The sequence below is a fragment of the Mesorhizobium sp. M1088 genome (assembly GCF_040318575.1).
GTDB lineage: Bacteria > Pseudomonadota > Alphaproteobacteria > Rhizobiales > Rhizobiaceae > Mesorhizobium.
Genome location: NZ_JAMYMO010000006.1, coordinates 187,734 through 203,261, shown reverse-complemented (window position 1 = coordinate 203,261; position 15,528 = coordinate 187,734). Strand labels below are relative to the sequence as shown.

Here is a 15,528-nt window from a genome sequence, read left to right as displayed (position 1 = left end):
CTTTCCAGGCTTCCCTATAATTAAATATTCTATTTTTAGGAATCTTATGATTCTAAGAGTCTGTTGGTTGTGGTGGTTGTCTCCTGTCCCGCTTTGCCCTCGAAAAGACCAGCCAGCATATTGTCGCGCGCTTCTCCAACGGGATTGCAGGACTTTGTGGAAAGTCGGGAATTTACGACTGGAGTCAATGCGTTGCCGCCAAGCCAGGGAAATTGCCCCTGTGGATGAAGCGACGGCAAGAAGCTCCGTCCCCGGACTTGTCCCCAACCGCCCGGAGAAGCCGACAGCACATCGAATTGTGGACAAACCGGCATCTGATACAGTCGCTTTGCGGTGGCCGAGTTTTCCGCCCGGCTTATCCACATCGGCCCACAGCCTGGAATGTATCCTGTGAACAAACCGCAAAGCTTCTTTCATCTTCACCTGATTTCCGACGCGACCGGCGAAACGCTGCTGGCCGCCGGCCGCGCGGCTTCCGCGCAATACAAGGACGCGCGCGCCATCGAACATATCTACCCGCTCATCCGCACCGAAAAGCAGGTGACGAAGGTGTTCGAGGATATCGAGGAGGAGCCGGGCATCATCCTCTATACGGTGGTCGACCAGAAGCTTGCCCGCGGCATCGACGAACGCTGCGCGGCGATGGGCCTGCCCTGCGTCTCGGTGCTGGAACCGGTGCTGACGGTGTTCCAGTCCTATCTCGGCACGCCGGCCGGCCGCCGCGTCGGTGCCCAGCATGTGCTGGACGCCGAATATTTCCGCCGCATCGACGCGCTCAACTTCACCATGGAGCATGACGATGGCCAGCTGCCGGCCAATATGGATGATGCCGACATCGTGCTCGTCGGCATCTCCCGCACCTCGAAGACGCCGACCAGCATCTATCTCGCCAATCGCGGCATCAAGACCGCCAACATCCCGATCGTGCTCGGCGTTCCGGTGCCCGAAAGCCTGGTCAATGCCACGAGGCCGCTGATCGTCGGCCTGGTCGCCACCGCCGAACGGATCTCGCAGGTCCGGCAGAACCGCATTCTCGGCACCAGCGCCTACGAACCGACCGACTATGTCGACCGCGCCGCGATCGCCGAAGAGCTCGCCTATGCCCGCCAGATATGCACGCGGCACGGCTGGCCGATGATCGACGTCAGCCGCCGTTCGATCGAGGAGACAGCGGCGGCCATCGTTGCCCTGCGCGGCAAGACGCGGTAGATGCCGAACCGGAATTGAAGGCGGGTTGAAATCCGTGCCGAGCGTCGGCGCCGCCCCTCACCCTTACCCTCTCCCCGTGAAAAACGGGGAGAGGGGGATCGCCGAGGTTGCGGCCATGTCTCTTCTCCCCGTCACTATACGGGGAGAAGGTGCCGGCAGGCGGATGAGGGGCGGCACCGACTTCGGCAGTTGAGATCACGAAAAATCAGGCGAAAAAAATGGCTGAAAAAATCATCCTTGCCTCGGGCAGCCCGTTCCGCAAGGCGCTGCTCGTCAATGCCGGCGTCACTGTCGAAGCGGTTCCGGCTTCTGTCGATGAGCGCGCGCTCGAGGCGCCGCTGCAGAACACTGGCGTGTCGCCGGAGGACGTCGCCCTGGTGCTCGCCGAAGCCAAGGCCACCGACGTCAGTGAGCGCAAGCCCGGCGCCCTGGTGCTCGGCTGCGACCAGACGCTGTCGCTCGGCGACGAGCTGTTCCACAAGCCGGCCGACATGGAAGGAGCGCGCCGTCATCTGCTGGCGCTGTCGGGCAAGACGCATCATCTCAACAGCGCCGTCGTGCTCGGCCGTGACGGCCAGGTTCTGTGGCGGCATGTCGGCATCGCCAGCCTGACCATGCGCAAGCTCGATCCGGCCTTCATCGGCCGCCATCTGGCGCGCGTCGGCGCCAAGGCGTTGTCCAGCGTCGGCGCTTACCAGATCGAAGGCGAAGGCATCCAGCTGTTCGAAAAAATCGAAGGCGACTATTTTACTATTGTCGGCCTGCCACTTTTGCCGGTGCTGGCCAAGCTGCGTGAGTTCGGGGCGATCGATGGCTGAGGCCCCGAAAAAAGCCTTCGTCACCGGCCACCCGATCGCGCATTCCAGGTCTCCGAAGATCCACGGCCACTGGCTGGCGAAATACGGCATCGACGGCGTCTACGAGGCAATCGACGTTGCACCGGAGGCGTTTGCCGAATTCCTGCAGACGCTGCAGGCACAAGTCTATCGCGGCGGCAACGTCACCATCCCGCACAAGGAAGCCGCCTTCGCACTGGCGGCGCGCCGCGACGCCGACGCCGAACAGATAGGTGCGGTCAATACGCTGTGGTTCGAGAATGGCGAATTGTGCGGCGGCAACACCGATGCCCATGGCTTTGCCGCCAATCTGGACGAATATGCACCGGGCTGGGCGGCCAACGGCCCCGCCGTGGTGCTCGGTGCCGGCGGCGCCGCTCGCGCGGTCATCCATGCGCTGAAGCAGCGCGGCGTCAGCGACATCCGCATCGTCAACCGGACGCTTGCGAGGGCGCAGGAGCTGCGCGACCGCTTCGGTGCCGGCGTTTCCGCCCACAACCTCGCGGCGACCGGCGAATTGCTCGAAGATGCCGGCCTGCTGGTCAACACGACAGCGCTCGGCATGCATGGCAATGAAGGCCTGTCCGCGGATCCAGGCAGACTGCCGGACCGCGCCATCGTCACCGACATCGTCTACGTGCCGCTGGAGACGCCGCTGCTTGCTACCGCCAAAGCGCGCGGCCTGAGAACCGTCGATGGGCTCGGCATGCTGCTGCACCAGGCGGTGCCCGGCTTCGAGCGGTGGTTCGGCATCAGGCCAGAAGTCACCGCCGAACTGCGGCAAATAATTACTGCCGATATCGGCGCGATAAAATGATCGTGCTCGGCCTCACCGGATCGATCGGCATGGGCAAATCGACCGCGGCCAAGATGTTCGCCGAAGCCGGCGTGCCGGTCCATGATTCCGACGAGGCGGTGCATCGCCTTTATGCCGGCAAGGCCGCGCCCTTGGTCGAGGCGGCCTTTCCCGGCACCACCCGATCCGGTGCGGTCGACCGCGCGGCACTGGCGGAGCGGGTGCTCGGCGACGCCGCCGCGCTGAAACGGCTGGAAGCGATCATCCATCCGCTGGTCCGTGCCGACGCCGATGCCTTCCTGGCTGAACATCGTGCCGCCGGCGCGCCGCTTGCCGTGCTCGATATACCGCTGCTGTTCGAGACCGGCGGCCGCAACCGCGTCGACAAGGTCGTGGTCGTCACCGCGCCGCCCGAAGTCCAGCGCGCCCGCGTGCTGGCGCGGCCGGGCATGAACGAGGAGAAACTGGCGTCGATCCTGGCCAGGCAGGTTCCCGACACCGAAAAGCGCCGGCGCGCCGACTTTGTCATCGACACCGGTCAGGGCTTTGACGCCACTCGCGCGGCCGTCAAGGCCATCATCGCCGAACTAGTCGTGGATAAGGCAGCCAGGCCTGGTTAAGAGGCTTGCAGACCCGCATTACTTGTTGCCATTTTGTTCCTGGTGTGATTCGGCTAGAATGATGCCGGAACCAGTGGACTGATTCGATGCGTGAGATCATCTTCGATACGGAAACCACCGGCCTCGACACGCGCGAGGACCGGGTCATCGAGCTTGGCGGCGTCGAATTGGTCAACCGTTTCCCGACCGGCCGAACCTTCCACAAATATATCAACCCGCAAGGCCGCCAGATCCATCACGAGGCGCAGGCCGTGCACGGCATCAGTGCCGCCGATCTTCAGGGCAAGCCGACTTTCATGGAGATCGCCGAGGAGTTTCTGGCCTTCATCGACGGCGCCAAACTGGTCGCGCACAATGCCGGCTTCGACATCGGCTTCCTCAATCTCGAATTCGGCCGGCTTGGCCATCCGGCCATCGATCCGGGACGGATCGTCGACACGCTGGCGCTGGCGCGCCGCAAGCATCCGATGGGCCCCAATTCGCTCGACGCGCTCTGCCGCCGCTACGGCATCGACAACGGCCGCCGCACCAAGCACGGCGCGCTGCTCGATTCGGAATTGCTGGCCGAGGTCTATATCGAGCTCATCGGCGGCAAGCAGGCAAGCCTTATCCTCGACAGCATCCTGACTCCGGCGGGCGGCAGGCAGAATGTCGACGACATCGATATTTCGATCGGTGTGCGGCCGATCGCCTTGCCGTCGCGCCTGACCGATGCCGAGCGCGCAGCACACGCAGGCATGGTTGGCAGCCTCGGCGAAAAAGCGCTGTGGCTGCGCGTCCCCCCGGAAGCGAGTTCCGCGGCACAGTGATTTTGACCGGAGTGATCCTTCGCGCCCCCCTCTGTCCTGCCGGACATCTCCCCCTCAAGGGGGGAGATTGGCAGACCCAGCGTCTCGCTCATTCCTGCGGCGATGAAGGATTGGCGAAGGCTGACGTGAAGTCCGATCTCCCCCCTTGAGGGGGAGATGGCCGGCAGGCCAGAGGGGGGTACTGCCCCGCCGGCGTCTCAAACAAAAAACCCGGCTTCGCGCCGGGTTTTTCAAACGCTGCGAGCCAACCAGCCTCAGCTCACCTTGACCTTGGCGGCGGCAGCCTGGTCCTCGGCCAGCTTCTGCTGGAACATCTGCGCGAAATCGATCGGGTCTAGCATCAGCGGCGGGAAGCCGCCGTTGCGTGTTGCCTCGGCGATGATCTGCCGGGCGAACGGGAACAGCAGCCGCGGGCATTCGATGAACAGGATCGGCAGCATGTGCTCCTGCGGGAAGCCGCTGATGGAGAAGACGCCGCCATAGACCAGCTCGACGTTGAACAGCACTTCCTGGTCGAACGACGCTTTTGCGTTCAGCGTCAAATTGACGTCGAACTGCTTGTCCGAAAGCGGGTTGGCGTTGACGTTGACATTGATGGCGATGCCCGGAGCCTTGTCGCGGCCGCGCAACGAGTTCGGTGCGCCGGGGCTTTCGAAGGACAGGTCCTTCACATATTGCGCAAGCACGTTGAGCGAAGGCTGCGCCGCATTTCCATTACCGTTGGCTGCGCCGGTCGGCGCGTCGTCGTTGCTGGCCATAAGCTGTGGTCCTTTTGCCTGGGCAGCGTTGCTGACCGGATTGAAATTCGGGCGTTCGCTATCATGGCCGGCCCGACAAGACAAGTTTGCAAAAGACGCCGGTTGCCTTGCAGCTACTCGTCCTTGAGGCGGCGCCAGGGAGAACCCGGTCCGCGCGTATGGTCGTCGGCCCGCGAATAGTCGCCGTCGTCGAGATCGATGGTCTTGCCGCGTTGCCTTGCCCGCAAACCACTGCTGAAATCGGTTGCCAGCACGATGCGGCCTTTCAGCATCCGCCAGGCAAGATCGCGCACCGGCGGCAGGAACAGCAGAAGGCCGAAAATATCCGAGATGAAGCCGGGGATGATCAAAAGGATCGCTGCCAGCACGATCATGGCGCCATGCGCAAGCTGGCCGCTCGGATCACGCCCGGCATCCATTTCGGCACGGACCCTGGCCATGACGCCAAAACCCTGGTGCCGCAGCAGCAGGGCGCCGGCGACACTCGAGGCCATCACCAAGCCGACTGTCGCCAGCGCGCCGACCTGGCGGCCGACAATAACGAAACCGGCTATCTCCAGCAGTGGAAGCGCGAGAATGAACAGGGGAAGCAGCGAGATACGCAAATCTTGACCGATCGTTTTCGATGTTTTGCCGGCCGGCGAGCAATCGCCGCTGGCACCAGAGCTGTTAGATAGGTATGGCTGCCTTTGATTTGAATGATTGCGCCATGCGTTCTATATGCTTTGGATACTGAACGCTATGTGATCGCGGCCCTTGCTTGGCCGCTGGTCCGGCCAAAGCAGGGATTGATTGGCGCAAGATATGGGCTTCTTCGACTTCGGCACGATTTTCTTTCTGATTGCGGCGGTGGTGATCTTCTTCCAGCTGCGCAACGTGCTTGGCCGACGCACGGGCAACGAGCGCCCACCCTTCGATCCATATACGGCAGCGCGCAAAAACGACAAGGATGCCGCCCAGAAACCCGAGAACGTGGTCTCGCTGCCGCGCAAGCGCCTGGCGGGAGAGCCGGCGGCCGATGCCTATGTGGCGATCGATGCCTTTGCCAAGCCGGACACCGATCTCAACCGGGGCCTGCGGGCGATCAAGGACAATGATCCGACCTTCGACCCGAAGACCTTCGTCGACGGCGCCAAGATGGCCTACGAGATGAACGTCATGGCCTACGCCGATGGCGACCGCAAAACGCTGAAGAACCTTTTGTCGCGCGAGGTCTATGACGGCTTCGTCGCGGCCATCGGCGACCGTGAGGCGAAAGCCGAAAAGATCCAGTCCTCCTTCGTCGGCATCGACAAGGCCGACATCGTTTCGGCCGAGATGAAGGGCAGCGAGGCCCACATCACGCTGCGCATTGTCAGCGAACTGATTTCGGCGACCCGCGACAAGGCCGGCGCCGTCATCGACGGCGATCCCGAAACCGTCGCCGAGGTCAAGGATGTCTGGACCTTCGCTCGTGACGCGCGCTCGCGCGATCCGAACTGGAAGCTCGTCGCCACCGAAGAAGAAGACTGAACTGGACGGCGGCGGAGGCTGTCGTGTCGCTTTCTCGAGCCTTCAGCGAAAAATCCTTTGGCGAATTGCCGGGCTGGGGTGAGGACGACCATCTTGCTGCCTTTGACGCCTTTCGCCGCTCGGCCTTTCATATCCTGAGCAAACCCTACCGCTCCGGCGCGCTCGGCGTCGACTACAATGGCTTTGTCGACGCCTATGCCGAAGCGCGCACCATTTCGCCGGCGAATCGGTCGCAGGCTCGAAGCTTTTTCGAGCGCCATTTCGTTCCGGCCCGTATCGATGCCGAAGATGGTGGTCCCGGCCTGGTCACCGGCTTTTATGAGCCGGAGGTCGAAGCCTCGCCGGTACGCACGCAACGGTTTTCGGTGCCGTTGCTGGCGCGCCCGGCCGACCTAGTCGACATCGACGACGGCAATCGTCCTTCAGCCTTGGATCCTTATCTCGCCTTTGCTCGTGCGGCGCCGAACGGCCCGGTCGAATATTTCGACCGCGGCGAGATCGAACGCGGCGCGCTTGCCGGAAAAAGGCTGGAAATCGCCTGGCTCGCCGACAAGGTCGACGCCTTCTTCATTCACGTGCAGGGCGCGGCACGCCTCAAGATGACCGACGGCAGGCTTCGCCGCATCACCTATGCCGCCAAATCCGGCCAGCGCTTTACCGGACCGGGCAAGATCTTGAGCGAGGAAGGCGAGATCCCGCGGGAGAAAGTGACGATGCAGTCGATCCGTGCCTGGTTCAAGGCGCATCCGGAACGCGTCGACGAGATCCTTTGGCGCAACCGCTCCTACATCTTCTTCCGCGAGATGGGCGTCGACGACCCAGAGCTCGGCCCGATCGCTGCCGCCAAGGTGGCGCTGACACCCGGCCGCTCGATCGCCGTCGACCGGCTGCTGCACACGTTCGGCACGCCCTTCCATATCGATGCGCCGTCGCTGACCGCTTTCGACGGAAAACCGTTCCGGCGGCTGATGATCGCGCAGGACACCGGCTCGGCGATCACCGGGCCGGCCCGCGGCGATCTGTTTGCCGGGTCGGGCGATGCTGCCGGCGAGATCGCCGGCGTTATCCGCAACGCCGCAGATTTTTATGCGCTGGTCCCCCGGCCGCTGGTTTCAGGAGCAGGCCGATGACCCGGCGCATCGATAGGCTGAGCGAGGACGACCGGGTGCTGTGGAACCTGGTGGCGCACACGGCAAAACCGCTGAAGGGCAGAACCGCCGTCGAAATTCCGCACGTCGGGCCGGAGATCGACGAGACCAGGCAGGCGCCGCCGCCGGCACAGGTCGCGGGCAATGCTGCCACGGCCGCAAAGCCGAAGGCGCAGCATGTCTCCCACGCACTCGATGAACCGACGCTGGACAAGCTGTCGAAGGGCCGGCTGCCGATCGAGGGCCGCGTCGACCTGCATGGCCTGACGCAGGACGAAGCCTATTCGCTGCTGTTTTCCTTTCTGCACCGGGCGCATGCCGGCGGCATCCGCTACGTCCTCGTGATCACCGGCAAGGGCTCTTCGTCGGGCGGCGATGGCGTCTTGCGGCGCGCCGTGCCGTCATGGCTGTCGACACCCGCCTTCCGGCCCCTCGTCTCCAGCCACGACCATGCCGCCCGCAAACATGGCGGCTCGGGTGCGCTCTATATCCGCTTGCGGCGGGCGCGCTCATGAGGAAACGCCGATGAGGGACGCACCTATGAGGATGCACCCATGAAGGTGCGCTTGTGACCCCATTCGGCGAAAAGCTTCGCGTGCTGCGAAACGAGCGCGGCGTCAGCCAGAAGGACATGGCCAAGGCGATCGGCGTCAGCGCAGCCTATCTCTCGGCGCTGGAACACGGCCGCCGCGGTGCGCCGAGCTGGACGCTGATCCAGAAGATCATCGGCTATTTCAACATCATCTGGGACGACGCCGAGGAACTGGCGCGGCTGGCCGAAACCTCGCATCCGCGTGTCAAGCTCGACACGTCGGGCCTTAGCCCGGCGGCGACCGAGCTTGCCAACCTTCTGGCCGACAACATCGAAAAGCTTGACGAAGCCGAGCTTCGCCGCATCATTGCGTCGCTCCGCGCCGCACTGGCACGACCGAAATGAGCTGCCTTGTTACTGGACAGAGCCGACCAGCACCTGCTGGCCGCCGCGGATCGAGACCCAGCGGCCGGTATTGTCGATCGCCTGCCGCTTGAGGAAACGATAGCCGGTCTGGTCCCAGGAGCGGACCTGGTCGGTCAGATTGTCGAGGATGTAGTCGCCCTTGTCGGTGCGCACCGTCAGCACCGCGTGGCCTTCGCCATCCGGTTTGCGCACGACGGTCATCAGCAGATCGGCAAACGAGACGCCCAGCCGGTTCAGCTCACGGCGCTTTTCCAGGACATAGTCCTCACAATCGCCGACGCCCTTGTCGGGATAGGCCCAGACCTCGTCCTTGCCGTAGATGTCGAAGTCGCTCTCCGGCTTGACGGCGGCGTTGACCCTTGTCGTGACGCTGAGCAGCTTGCGCCACAGCGAGCCGGTCAGGCTGGCGGGCGACAGATCCTTCGGGCGGATCGAACATTCGGACGCGTAGCTCTTGCAGAAATCATAATGGCCGATCGGCTGCGAGGTCGGGCCACCTGTTATCATCGGGCTGGCTGCCGAGGCCGAACCGGCCCAACCTGCCGCCACAGTAAGTCCGGCCAGCGCACACAGGCGCAGCGTTCTCGCCATTGGTGAGGAAATCATTGTCCCCGCTTGTCCCTTGTTGTTAACGAAACGTTAAGGGGTATTTACAGTCCGTGTCAATTATGAGGATGGATTGATTTTTGCGGCATGGTTACCCGCGTGGCGCCAACGCGACTATTGTGCAACAGGTCGACCGGCCGCACGGCCCCGCCAACCGATGATTTTGGCATTGACCGACCTGATGCGGATTGACGGGCATCATCACTGGTCGCCTATTTCTTGCCGGTCCTGACCAGCTTGGGCTTGACCGCAACACGGTTCTGACGGCCGTAGCTGGTAATGAAGTCGACGATGCGCGGCACGATTTCGGAGCGGAAGCGCGAGCCGTTGAACACACCATAATGGCCGACCGCCGGCTGCATGTAATGGGCGTGCCTGTCGGCCGGGATGTTGATGCACAGGTCGTGCGCAGCCTTGGTCTGGCCGAGGCCGGAGATGTCGTCGTTCTCGCCCTCGACCGTGAACAGGGCGACATTGCGGATCGCCGAAGGGTCGACCGCCACGCCGCGATGCGTCATCGTGCCCTTGGGCAAGGCCTGGCGGACAAACACGGTGTCGACGGTCTGCAGGTAGAATTCCGCCGTCAGATCCATCACCGCCAGATATTCGTCGTAGAACTCGCGGTGCTTCTCGGCATTGTCGCCGTCATGCTTCACCAGATGCATGAAGAAGTCCTTGTGGGCGATGATGTGGCGGTCGAGGTTCATGCTCATGAACCCCGAAAGCTGCAGGAAGCCGGGATAGACCTCGCGGCCGAAGCCCGGCACCGGCCAGGGCGCGCGCATGATGACGTTGTCGCGGAACCAGTCGATGCCCTTTTCCTGCGCCAGCAGATTGACCGCCGTCGGATTGCGGCGCGTGTCGATCGGCCCGCCCATCAGCGTCATCGTCGAGGGCACGAACGGATCACCCTTGGCTTCCATCAGTGCCGCCGCCGCCAGCACCGGCACCGAAGGCTGGCACACCGCCATCACATGGGTGTCGGGACCCAGCGCATGCAGCATGTCGACGATGTAGTCGATATAGTCGTCAAGATCGAAGCTGCCGTCGGCAAGCGGCACCATGCGGGCGTCGACCCAGTCGGTGATATGCACGTCGGCATAGGGCAGCATCGCCTCAACCGTGCCGCGCAGCAGCGTCGCGTAGTGGCCAGACATCGGCGCGACGATCAACAGTTTCGGATCCGGTCGGCGCCCAGCAGGAACCGCCCGCTCGAAACGGACCAGGTTGCAGAACGGCCGCGACCAGACGGTATGTTCGCTGACCTCGACGGTTTTCCAGTCGACCACGGTCTTGGTCAGGCCGAATTGCGGCTTGCCGTAGCGGCGCGTCGTGCGCTCGAACAGTTCGGCCGTTGCCGCAACCGAGCGACCCCAGGACGTGTGTGAGACCGGGTTGAGCGGATTGGAGTAGAACAGGCGCACCGCATCGGCATAGAGGCGCGCCGGCTGCAAGGCGGCGTGGTTCAGTTCGTAGAGCTGGTAGAACATCGAGAACCCCGCTGCCGACTGCGATCGAAGGGCCGACGAGCAGCGCCGAGCCTTGAATGCCTTGCGGGGAAGTTAGCAACAATCTGCTGCGATGCAATACGTCAACTTGCGTGATTTAGGCTCGTTCTTTCGTCCAAGGCGTTGAGAATCCGCCTGGAACGGCAACAGCCGGCTCAATGTGCACCTGCGAAGGCCAGGCAGGCAGCACGGCTATTGGGGACGAGCGTCGGAGGCGGTGTCCGGCCGTGGCGGCCGTTAGACCCGTGCCATGCAGACGGCCGTATGGCCCGAGCTGATGAAGCCAAGCTGACTGGCGGCGCCCTTCGACAGATCGAGCATCCGCCCCTTGATGAACGGGCCGCGGTCGTTGATGCGCACGACGACACTGCGGCCATTGTTGCGATTGGTCACCTTCAGCTTGGTGCCGAACGGCAGGCTGCGATGCGCGGCGGTCAGCGCCGACGGGTTCATGCGTTCGCCGGAAGCGGTTCTGGAATGCAGTGAGTACCAGGACGCACGGCCGCACTGAGCGGCGGCGCTGGCAGTGGATGCGCCGACCATCAGGCCAGCCGCGATCGTGGCCGCGACAAGCGCGGTCTGGTTGCTTTTGTTCATGTGTTGGGGACTGGCTCCGTTGACAGACCCGCAGCGGTTAGGGACGAATGAGGCAGCAAATGCGGCAATGATCTGTCGGTTCCATGGCAATGTTACACGTTTGGAGTCGATGCGAAACAATTTGTCAGAGATTTCCCGCAGCGCGGCACAGCTTCCTTGATGATCTTTCCACCGATCTCCGCATGTCTTGCGCAGGATCAGAGGTTAGCATCTAAGTAGAAGTTGGCGTGATTGGGTTGCTTCTTTTAGCTGTTCCATTTCGGCCGGAACGCGGCTGATGATCGACTTGGAGAGGAGTTCTAGCGATGAGATTGATCAAAAATCTGCTGGCCTTGATTGTGCTCGCCATCGGCGTGCTGTGGTCATTGCAAGGCATCGGTTGGGTCCAGGGCAGCTTCATGACCGGCCAGTCGCAATGGCTCTATGCCGGCATCGTGACCGCGCTGGTTGGCTTGGTCGGCCTGGCCTGGGCAAACCGTTCGCGCGGTTGAGCAGGCGTCCATGCTCAAGCGCCCTTCAGAGCAGCGCACAACGGACCGGTGGCGGCCGCTCACCGCGACCAGTACTGCCAGCCCCAGTAGAAACTTTCGTCGCGCGGCGGCAGGCGGTTGCGCTCGGCGTCCAGATGCACCGGTGTCGGCGTTTTGCGTTCGTCTTCAGGCGGCTGTTTGTCTCCGGCCTTGATCAGGCGGAGCCAATGGCCGAAATGCGCAAACAGTACAGCGGTGGAATGGGGCATCGTCACGTCTCCGGTCCGGTTACTCCCGCCCCGCCCACGGGACGAGCACCCACTCGATCCTGCGGATGATGAATTCGAGCACGAAGGCAATGGCCGCGATCACCAGTATGCCCATCACTACCACGTCGGTGACGAGGAACTGGGCAGCGGACTGGATCATGAATCCGAGCCCGCGCGTCGCGGCCACCAGCTCGGCGGCGACCAGCGTCGACCAGCCGGCGCCAAGCGCGATGCGCAGCCCCGTCAGGATCGAGGGCAGCGCGCTGGGCAGGATGACGTGCCTGATCACCTGGCGCTGCGTGGCGCCAAGCGAGCGCGCTGCATTGATGCGCTCCTGCGAGACGCCGCGAACACCCGATGCCGTCGACAGCGCAACCGGCGCCAGCATGGCAATGGCAATCACCAGGGTCTTGGACGGCTCGCCAATGCCGAACCAGATAATGATCAGCGGCAGATAGGCGAGCGGCGGGATCGGCCGCAGGAATTCGAGCAGCGGATCGAAGATGCCGCGCCCGATCGTGCTGATGCCGATAGCCAGCCCGATGGGAACGCCGACGAAAACGGCCGCGATCAGCGCCGCAAACACCCGCCACAGGCTGGCGGCGATATGCTGGAGCAGCGTTGCGTCGACAAAGCCGTCACGGGCGACGACGACAAATTTGTTCCAGACTGCCACAGGCGACGGCAGGAAAACCGGCGACACCAATTGCAGGCGGGCCGATGCCGTCCACGCCGCCAGCATCATCAGAATGGTGATCGCGCTAACCACGCGGGCCGAAACGCGGCGGCGTTTCCGCCGCGGCCGCGACCATGGCACCGACAGCGCGTCGGCTCCGTCGTCGACCTTGCGCTGCGGCCGCTCGGTATAGGAGGTAACGGTCATGCTGCCTCCCCTTCGAAGATCGCGTCGGTCAGCTCGCCGCGCGCTGCGGCGAAGGCGGGATCGGCCTTGATGCTGCGAATGGCCTCGCCGGCTGCATAGCGCCGGCTGAAGCCGGTCTCGAAGCTCCACACCACCCGGCCAGGGCCGGGAGCGAGCACAATGATACGGGTTGCCAGCACCAGGGCTTCCTCGATGCCGTGCGTGACCATCAGCACGCCGACCTGGCTTGCCGTCCACAGATCGAGCAGCGTTGTCTGCATGCGTTCGCGTGTCAGCGCATCGAGCGCGCCCAGCGGCTCGTCGAGCAGCAGGAATTGCGGCTCGGCCGCCAGCGCCCGGGCCAGGCCGACCCGCTGGCGCATGCCGCCGGAAAGCTCCCAGATGCGCTTGTCGCCGGCGCCGTCGAGTTTCACCAGCGCCAGAAGGTCGTCGGCAGTCCGCGCCCGTTCCGCGGCCCTGACACCGCGCAGCCTGAGCGCAAAGGCGACATTTTCCCGCGCGGTCAGCCACGGAAACAGCGCGTCGTTCTGGAACACGACGGCGCGGTCAGAGCCTGGCGCCGTGATCGGCCGGCCGCCAATCGTGGCGCGTCCGCGCACAGGCTCGACCAGGCCCGCAGCGACGTTGAGCAACGAGGTCTTGCCGCAGCCGGAGCGGCCGACCAGGACAACGAAGTCATCCTTGGCGACATCGATCGACACATTTTCGACCGCCGGCGCCGGCTGACCGTCATAGTGGACCGAGACCTTGTCGAGCACGAGATGCGTCATGGGAACCTCGCCGATATTCCGAATCTGTCTGCCCCGAAGCCGCTCCTCGCAAGCGGTTCGGGGCAGGGAGCACGCGGCGTCAGGGAAGGAGAACCGCGCGCGTTGGCGTCAGTTCGAGGCAAGCGCTTCGCTGACATATTTCGACGACACGTATTCCGAATAATCCGGCAGCACGGCGTCGATCTTGCCCTGCTCCTTGAGGAAGGCCGATGTCGCCTCGACCGCCTTGACCGTGCCGCCACCGAGGAACTTGTCCGAGGCTTGCTCCTCGAGCGTCGGGAAGACATAGCCCCTCAATAGTTGCGGCACGTCCTCCAGCTTGGCCCCGGTGATCGTGGCGATCTTCGCCGCTTGCGGCGACGTCACCGACCAGGCGTCCGGCTTGGCCAGGAACTCGGCATAGGCCGCGCCCGTCACCTTGACGAAGTCGCGCACCGCTTCCGGGTTCCTTTCGGCGAAATCGGTGCGCACGATCCAAGCGTCGAAGGTCGGCGCGCCCCAGGCGGCGACCTGCGAGGAATCCAGCACGACCTTGCCCGAAGTCTTGATCTGGCCGAGTGCCGGATCCCAGACATAGGCGGCGTCGATGTCGCCGCGCGCCCATGCCGCCGCGATCTCCGGTGGCCGCAAATTGAGAATATCGATCGACTTCGGGTCGACACCCTCATGCTTCAGCGCGGCAAGCAGGCTGTAATGCGTCGTCGAAACGAAGGGCACCGCCACCTTCCTGCCGGCAAGGTCGGCGGCCTTCTCGATGCCGGCGCCGTTGCGGGCGACAAGGGCCTCGGATTCGCCGATCAGCCCGACAATGAAGATTGTCTGGATTGGAAGCTCGCGGCTCGCCGCCGCCGCCAGCGGGCTCGAACCGACATAACCGATGTCGACCGATCCGGAAGCGATGGCGGCGATCACGTCGGCGCCGGAATCGAATTTCCGCCAGTCGATTGCCGCCTTGGTCGCGCTCTCATAGGCGCCGTCGGCCTGCGGCACCTTCGAGGGCTCGACGACCGTCTGGTAGCCGATAGTGATCTTGAGGTCCTGCGCATCGGCTGGGCCGAGAAAGGCGGCGCCAGCCAAGGCCGCCGAGGACAAGAGAACGATACGTCGCGAAATGGTGGACATGAAACGCTCCTTGGAAACGAGGAAAACCCGGATTGCGTTTCATAGTCATCTAACTCTATCGTTCTTGTAGAGTTAAATCCTTCCAATCGGTGCGGTCTTGTTAGAAAAAGTCATCTGGCTATGGCAGTTCGCGCGCTTCTGGGTGACGGCTCGGGTGAGAACCATCGTCCTTGCCCGGGAACCTCTTCCACGTCGTCCTTGCGCGCAACAAGGATTTTCCCGTTTTCGCCCCTGCATCGGCAAATCCATACTGTGGATAGCCAAGAAATTGGAAACAAGTTCCCTGTGTTCGCGGTTAAGTCTAGTATCCTTATCGACATTGAAGGATTGGAGAGGACGATGAGCGACGCCACCCTCCTTGTTGCCGCGCGCGGCATGCTTTGGCCTTCAAATTCAGGGGCAGAAGCTGCTGTTGGTATTCTCGCCGATCGGGACATTCCTGCCGCCGGCCAGTTTGCCGGTGTGTCATTCGCGGTGGCTCCTGTGCTCGCAAGAGCACAAGCCCCGGCCAAAATGGCCATTGCGGCGTGAAAACGAAGCAAAATCAACGTTTCTCGGCTTGTATATCATGTCACTAGAATTTATCTGTAGTGACAGCTTGGACGCGGCGGGGAGGCACGCCAGGCGTTTCGCAACCGGTGGCCTTGCGCCATCGCA

The 15,528-nt window shown here is 63.3% G+C and carries 20 protein-coding genes; 11 read left to right on the top strand and 9 right to left on the bottom strand.

The window, feature by feature from the left end:
* Positions 1-390 precede the first annotated feature (390 nt).
* The 5 genes from NKH49_RS10585 (at position 391) to dnaQ (ending at position 4,270) form a co-directional block, all read left to right on the top strand.
* A complete protein-coding gene (locus NKH49_RS10585; protein WP_254817949.1) occupies positions 391-1,209 on the top strand; it encodes a pyruvate, water dikinase regulatory protein in 819 nt (272 codons plus the stop codon).
* Between the two features lie 218 nt (positions 1,210-1,427).
* The gene (locus NKH49_RS10580; RefSeq protein WP_352473997.1) at positions 1,428-2,027 is read left to right on the top strand and encodes a Maf-like protein; all 600 of its coding nucleotides are present in this window, start codon (positions 1,428-1,430) and stop codon (positions 2,025-2,027) included.
* The gene (locus tag NKH49_RS10575) at positions 2,020-2,862 is read left to right on the top strand and encodes a shikimate dehydrogenase (protein ID WP_352614686.1); all 843 of its coding nucleotides are present in this window, start codon (positions 2,020-2,022) and stop codon (positions 2,860-2,862) included. The genes NKH49_RS10580 and NKH49_RS10575 overlap by 8 nt, the downstream gene beginning before the upstream one ends.
* Positions 2,859-3,461, top strand: coding sequence for a dephospho-CoA kinase (coaE, locus tag NKH49_RS10570; protein WP_352473995.1), 603 nt, complete (start codon positions 2,859-2,861; stop codon positions 3,459-3,461). Before NKH49_RS10575 ends, coaE begins: the two co-directional genes overlap by 4 nt.
* Before the next feature lie 86 nt (positions 3,462-3,547).
* Positions 3,548-4,270 carry a DNA polymerase III subunit epsilon gene (gene dnaQ / locus NKH49_RS10565; RefSeq protein WP_352473994.1) on the top strand — a complete coding sequence of 241 codons (723 nt, stop codon included), beginning with the start codon at positions 3,548-3,550 and terminating at the stop codon, positions 4,268-4,270.
* 254 nt (positions 4,271-4,524) lie between these two features.
* Here the strand turns inward: dnaQ and secB are convergent, their stop codons facing one another.
* Both secB and NKH49_RS10555 read right to left on the bottom strand, forming a co-directional pair.
* On the bottom strand, positions 4,525-5,028 hold the full coding sequence (gene secB / locus NKH49_RS10560) for a protein-export chaperone SecB (protein ID WP_352453643.1): 504 nt from the start codon (positions 5,026-5,028) through the stop codon (positions 4,525-4,527).
* 113 nt (positions 5,029-5,141) lie between these two features.
* Positions 5,142-5,633 (bottom strand): FxsA family protein, encoded by a 492-nt coding sequence (locus tag NKH49_RS10555; RefSeq protein ID WP_352491248.1) that lies wholly within the window; start codon positions 5,631-5,633, stop codon positions 5,142-5,144.
* 199 nt (positions 5,634-5,832) lie between these two features.
* On the opposite strand from NKH49_RS10555, the gene NKH49_RS10550 reads away from it, so the two are divergent.
* Genes NKH49_RS10550 through NKH49_RS10535 form a run of 4 tightly spaced genes read left to right on the top strand, consistent with a single transcriptional unit; the run spans position 5,833 to position 8,625 of the window.
* A complete protein-coding gene (locus NKH49_RS10550) occupies positions 5,833-6,540 on the top strand; it encodes a Tim44/TimA family putative adaptor protein (RefSeq protein WP_352926021.1) in 708 nt (235 codons plus the stop codon).
* A 23-nt stretch (positions 6,541-6,563) separates the two neighbouring features.
* Entirely contained in the window at positions 6,564-7,670 is a 1,107-nt protein-coding gene (gene mltA, locus NKH49_RS10545; protein ID WP_352926019.1) for a murein transglycosylase A, read from the top strand.
* A complete protein-coding gene (locus NKH49_RS10540; RefSeq protein WP_352473990.1) occupies positions 7,667-8,203 on the top strand; it encodes a Smr/MutS family protein in 537 nt (178 codons plus the stop codon). The genes mltA and NKH49_RS10540 overlap by 4 nt, the downstream gene beginning before the upstream one ends.
* A gap of 53 nt (positions 8,204-8,256) precedes the next feature.
* Positions 8,257-8,625 carry a helix-turn-helix domain-containing protein gene (locus NKH49_RS10535; RefSeq protein ID WP_352473989.1) on the top strand — a complete coding sequence of 123 codons (369 nt, stop codon included), beginning with the start codon at positions 8,257-8,259 and terminating at the stop codon, positions 8,623-8,625.
* A 9-nt stretch (positions 8,626-8,634) separates the two neighbouring features.
* Here the strand turns inward: NKH49_RS10535 and NKH49_RS10530 are convergent, their stop codons facing one another.
* The 3 genes from NKH49_RS10530 to NKH49_RS10520 all read right to left on the bottom strand — a co-directional run bounded on the left by NKH49_RS10530 (position 8,635) and on the right by NKH49_RS10520 (position 11,357).
* The gene (locus NKH49_RS10530; protein ID WP_352614692.1) at positions 8,635-9,252 is read right to left on the bottom strand and encodes a transglutaminase-like cysteine peptidase; all 618 of its coding nucleotides are present in this window, start codon (positions 9,250-9,252) and stop codon (positions 8,635-8,637) included.
* Positions 9,253-9,464: 212 nt separating this feature from the next.
* The gene (locus NKH49_RS10525; RefSeq protein WP_352473986.1) at positions 9,465-10,742 is read right to left on the bottom strand and encodes a polyhydroxyalkanoate depolymerase; all 1,278 of its coding nucleotides are present in this window, start codon (positions 10,740-10,742) and stop codon (positions 9,465-9,467) included.
* Positions 10,743-10,997: 255 nt separating this feature from the next.
* Complete coding sequence (locus NKH49_RS10520; RefSeq protein ID WP_352473985.1) at positions 10,998-11,357, bottom strand: septal ring lytic transglycosylase RlpA family protein; 360 nt, start codon at positions 11,355-11,357, stop codon at positions 10,998-11,000.
* 305 nt (positions 11,358-11,662) lie between these two features.
* Here NKH49_RS10520 and NKH49_RS10515 point away from each other — a divergent pair, with 305 nt between their 5' ends.
* Positions 11,663-11,848, top strand: coding sequence for a hypothetical protein (locus NKH49_RS10515; RefSeq protein WP_352473983.1), 186 nt, complete (start codon positions 11,663-11,665; stop codon positions 11,846-11,848).
* A gap of 59 nt (positions 11,849-11,907) precedes the next feature.
* On the opposite strand, the gene NKH49_RS10510 is transcribed toward NKH49_RS10515, so the two are convergent.
* The 4 genes from NKH49_RS10510 to tauA all read right to left on the bottom strand — a co-directional run bounded on the left by NKH49_RS10510 (position 11,908) and on the right by tauA (position 14,871).
* Positions 11,908-12,096: a hypothetical protein gene (locus NKH49_RS10510; protein ID WP_352473982.1), complete on the bottom strand. Its 189-nt coding sequence runs from the start codon at positions 12,094-12,096 to the stop codon at positions 11,908-11,910.
* Between the two features lie 19 nt (positions 12,097-12,115).
* Positions 12,116-12,979, bottom strand: a complete 864-nt coding sequence (locus NKH49_RS10505) for an ABC transporter permease subunit (RefSeq protein WP_352614695.1) — start codon at positions 12,977-12,979, stop codon at positions 12,116-12,118.
* Positions 12,976-13,749 carry a taurine ABC transporter ATP-binding protein gene (locus tag NKH49_RS10500; protein ID WP_352542817.1) on the bottom strand — a complete coding sequence of 258 codons (774 nt, stop codon included), beginning with the start codon at positions 13,747-13,749 and terminating at the stop codon, positions 12,976-12,978. The genes NKH49_RS10505 and NKH49_RS10500 overlap by 4 nt, the downstream gene beginning before the upstream one ends.
* Positions 13,750-13,857: 108 nt before the next feature.
* Complete coding sequence (gene tauA / locus NKH49_RS10495; RefSeq protein ID WP_352614697.1) at positions 13,858-14,871, bottom strand: taurine ABC transporter substrate-binding protein; 1,014 nt, start codon at positions 14,869-14,871, stop codon at positions 13,858-13,860.
* A gap of 339 nt (positions 14,872-15,210) precedes the next feature.
* Here tauA and NKH49_RS10490 point away from each other — a divergent pair, with 339 nt between their 5' ends.
* Positions 15,211-15,402: a hypothetical protein gene (locus NKH49_RS10490; protein WP_352458582.1), complete on the top strand. Its 192-nt coding sequence runs from the start codon at positions 15,211-15,213 to the stop codon at positions 15,400-15,402.
* Positions 15,403-15,528 lie beyond the last annotated feature (126 nt).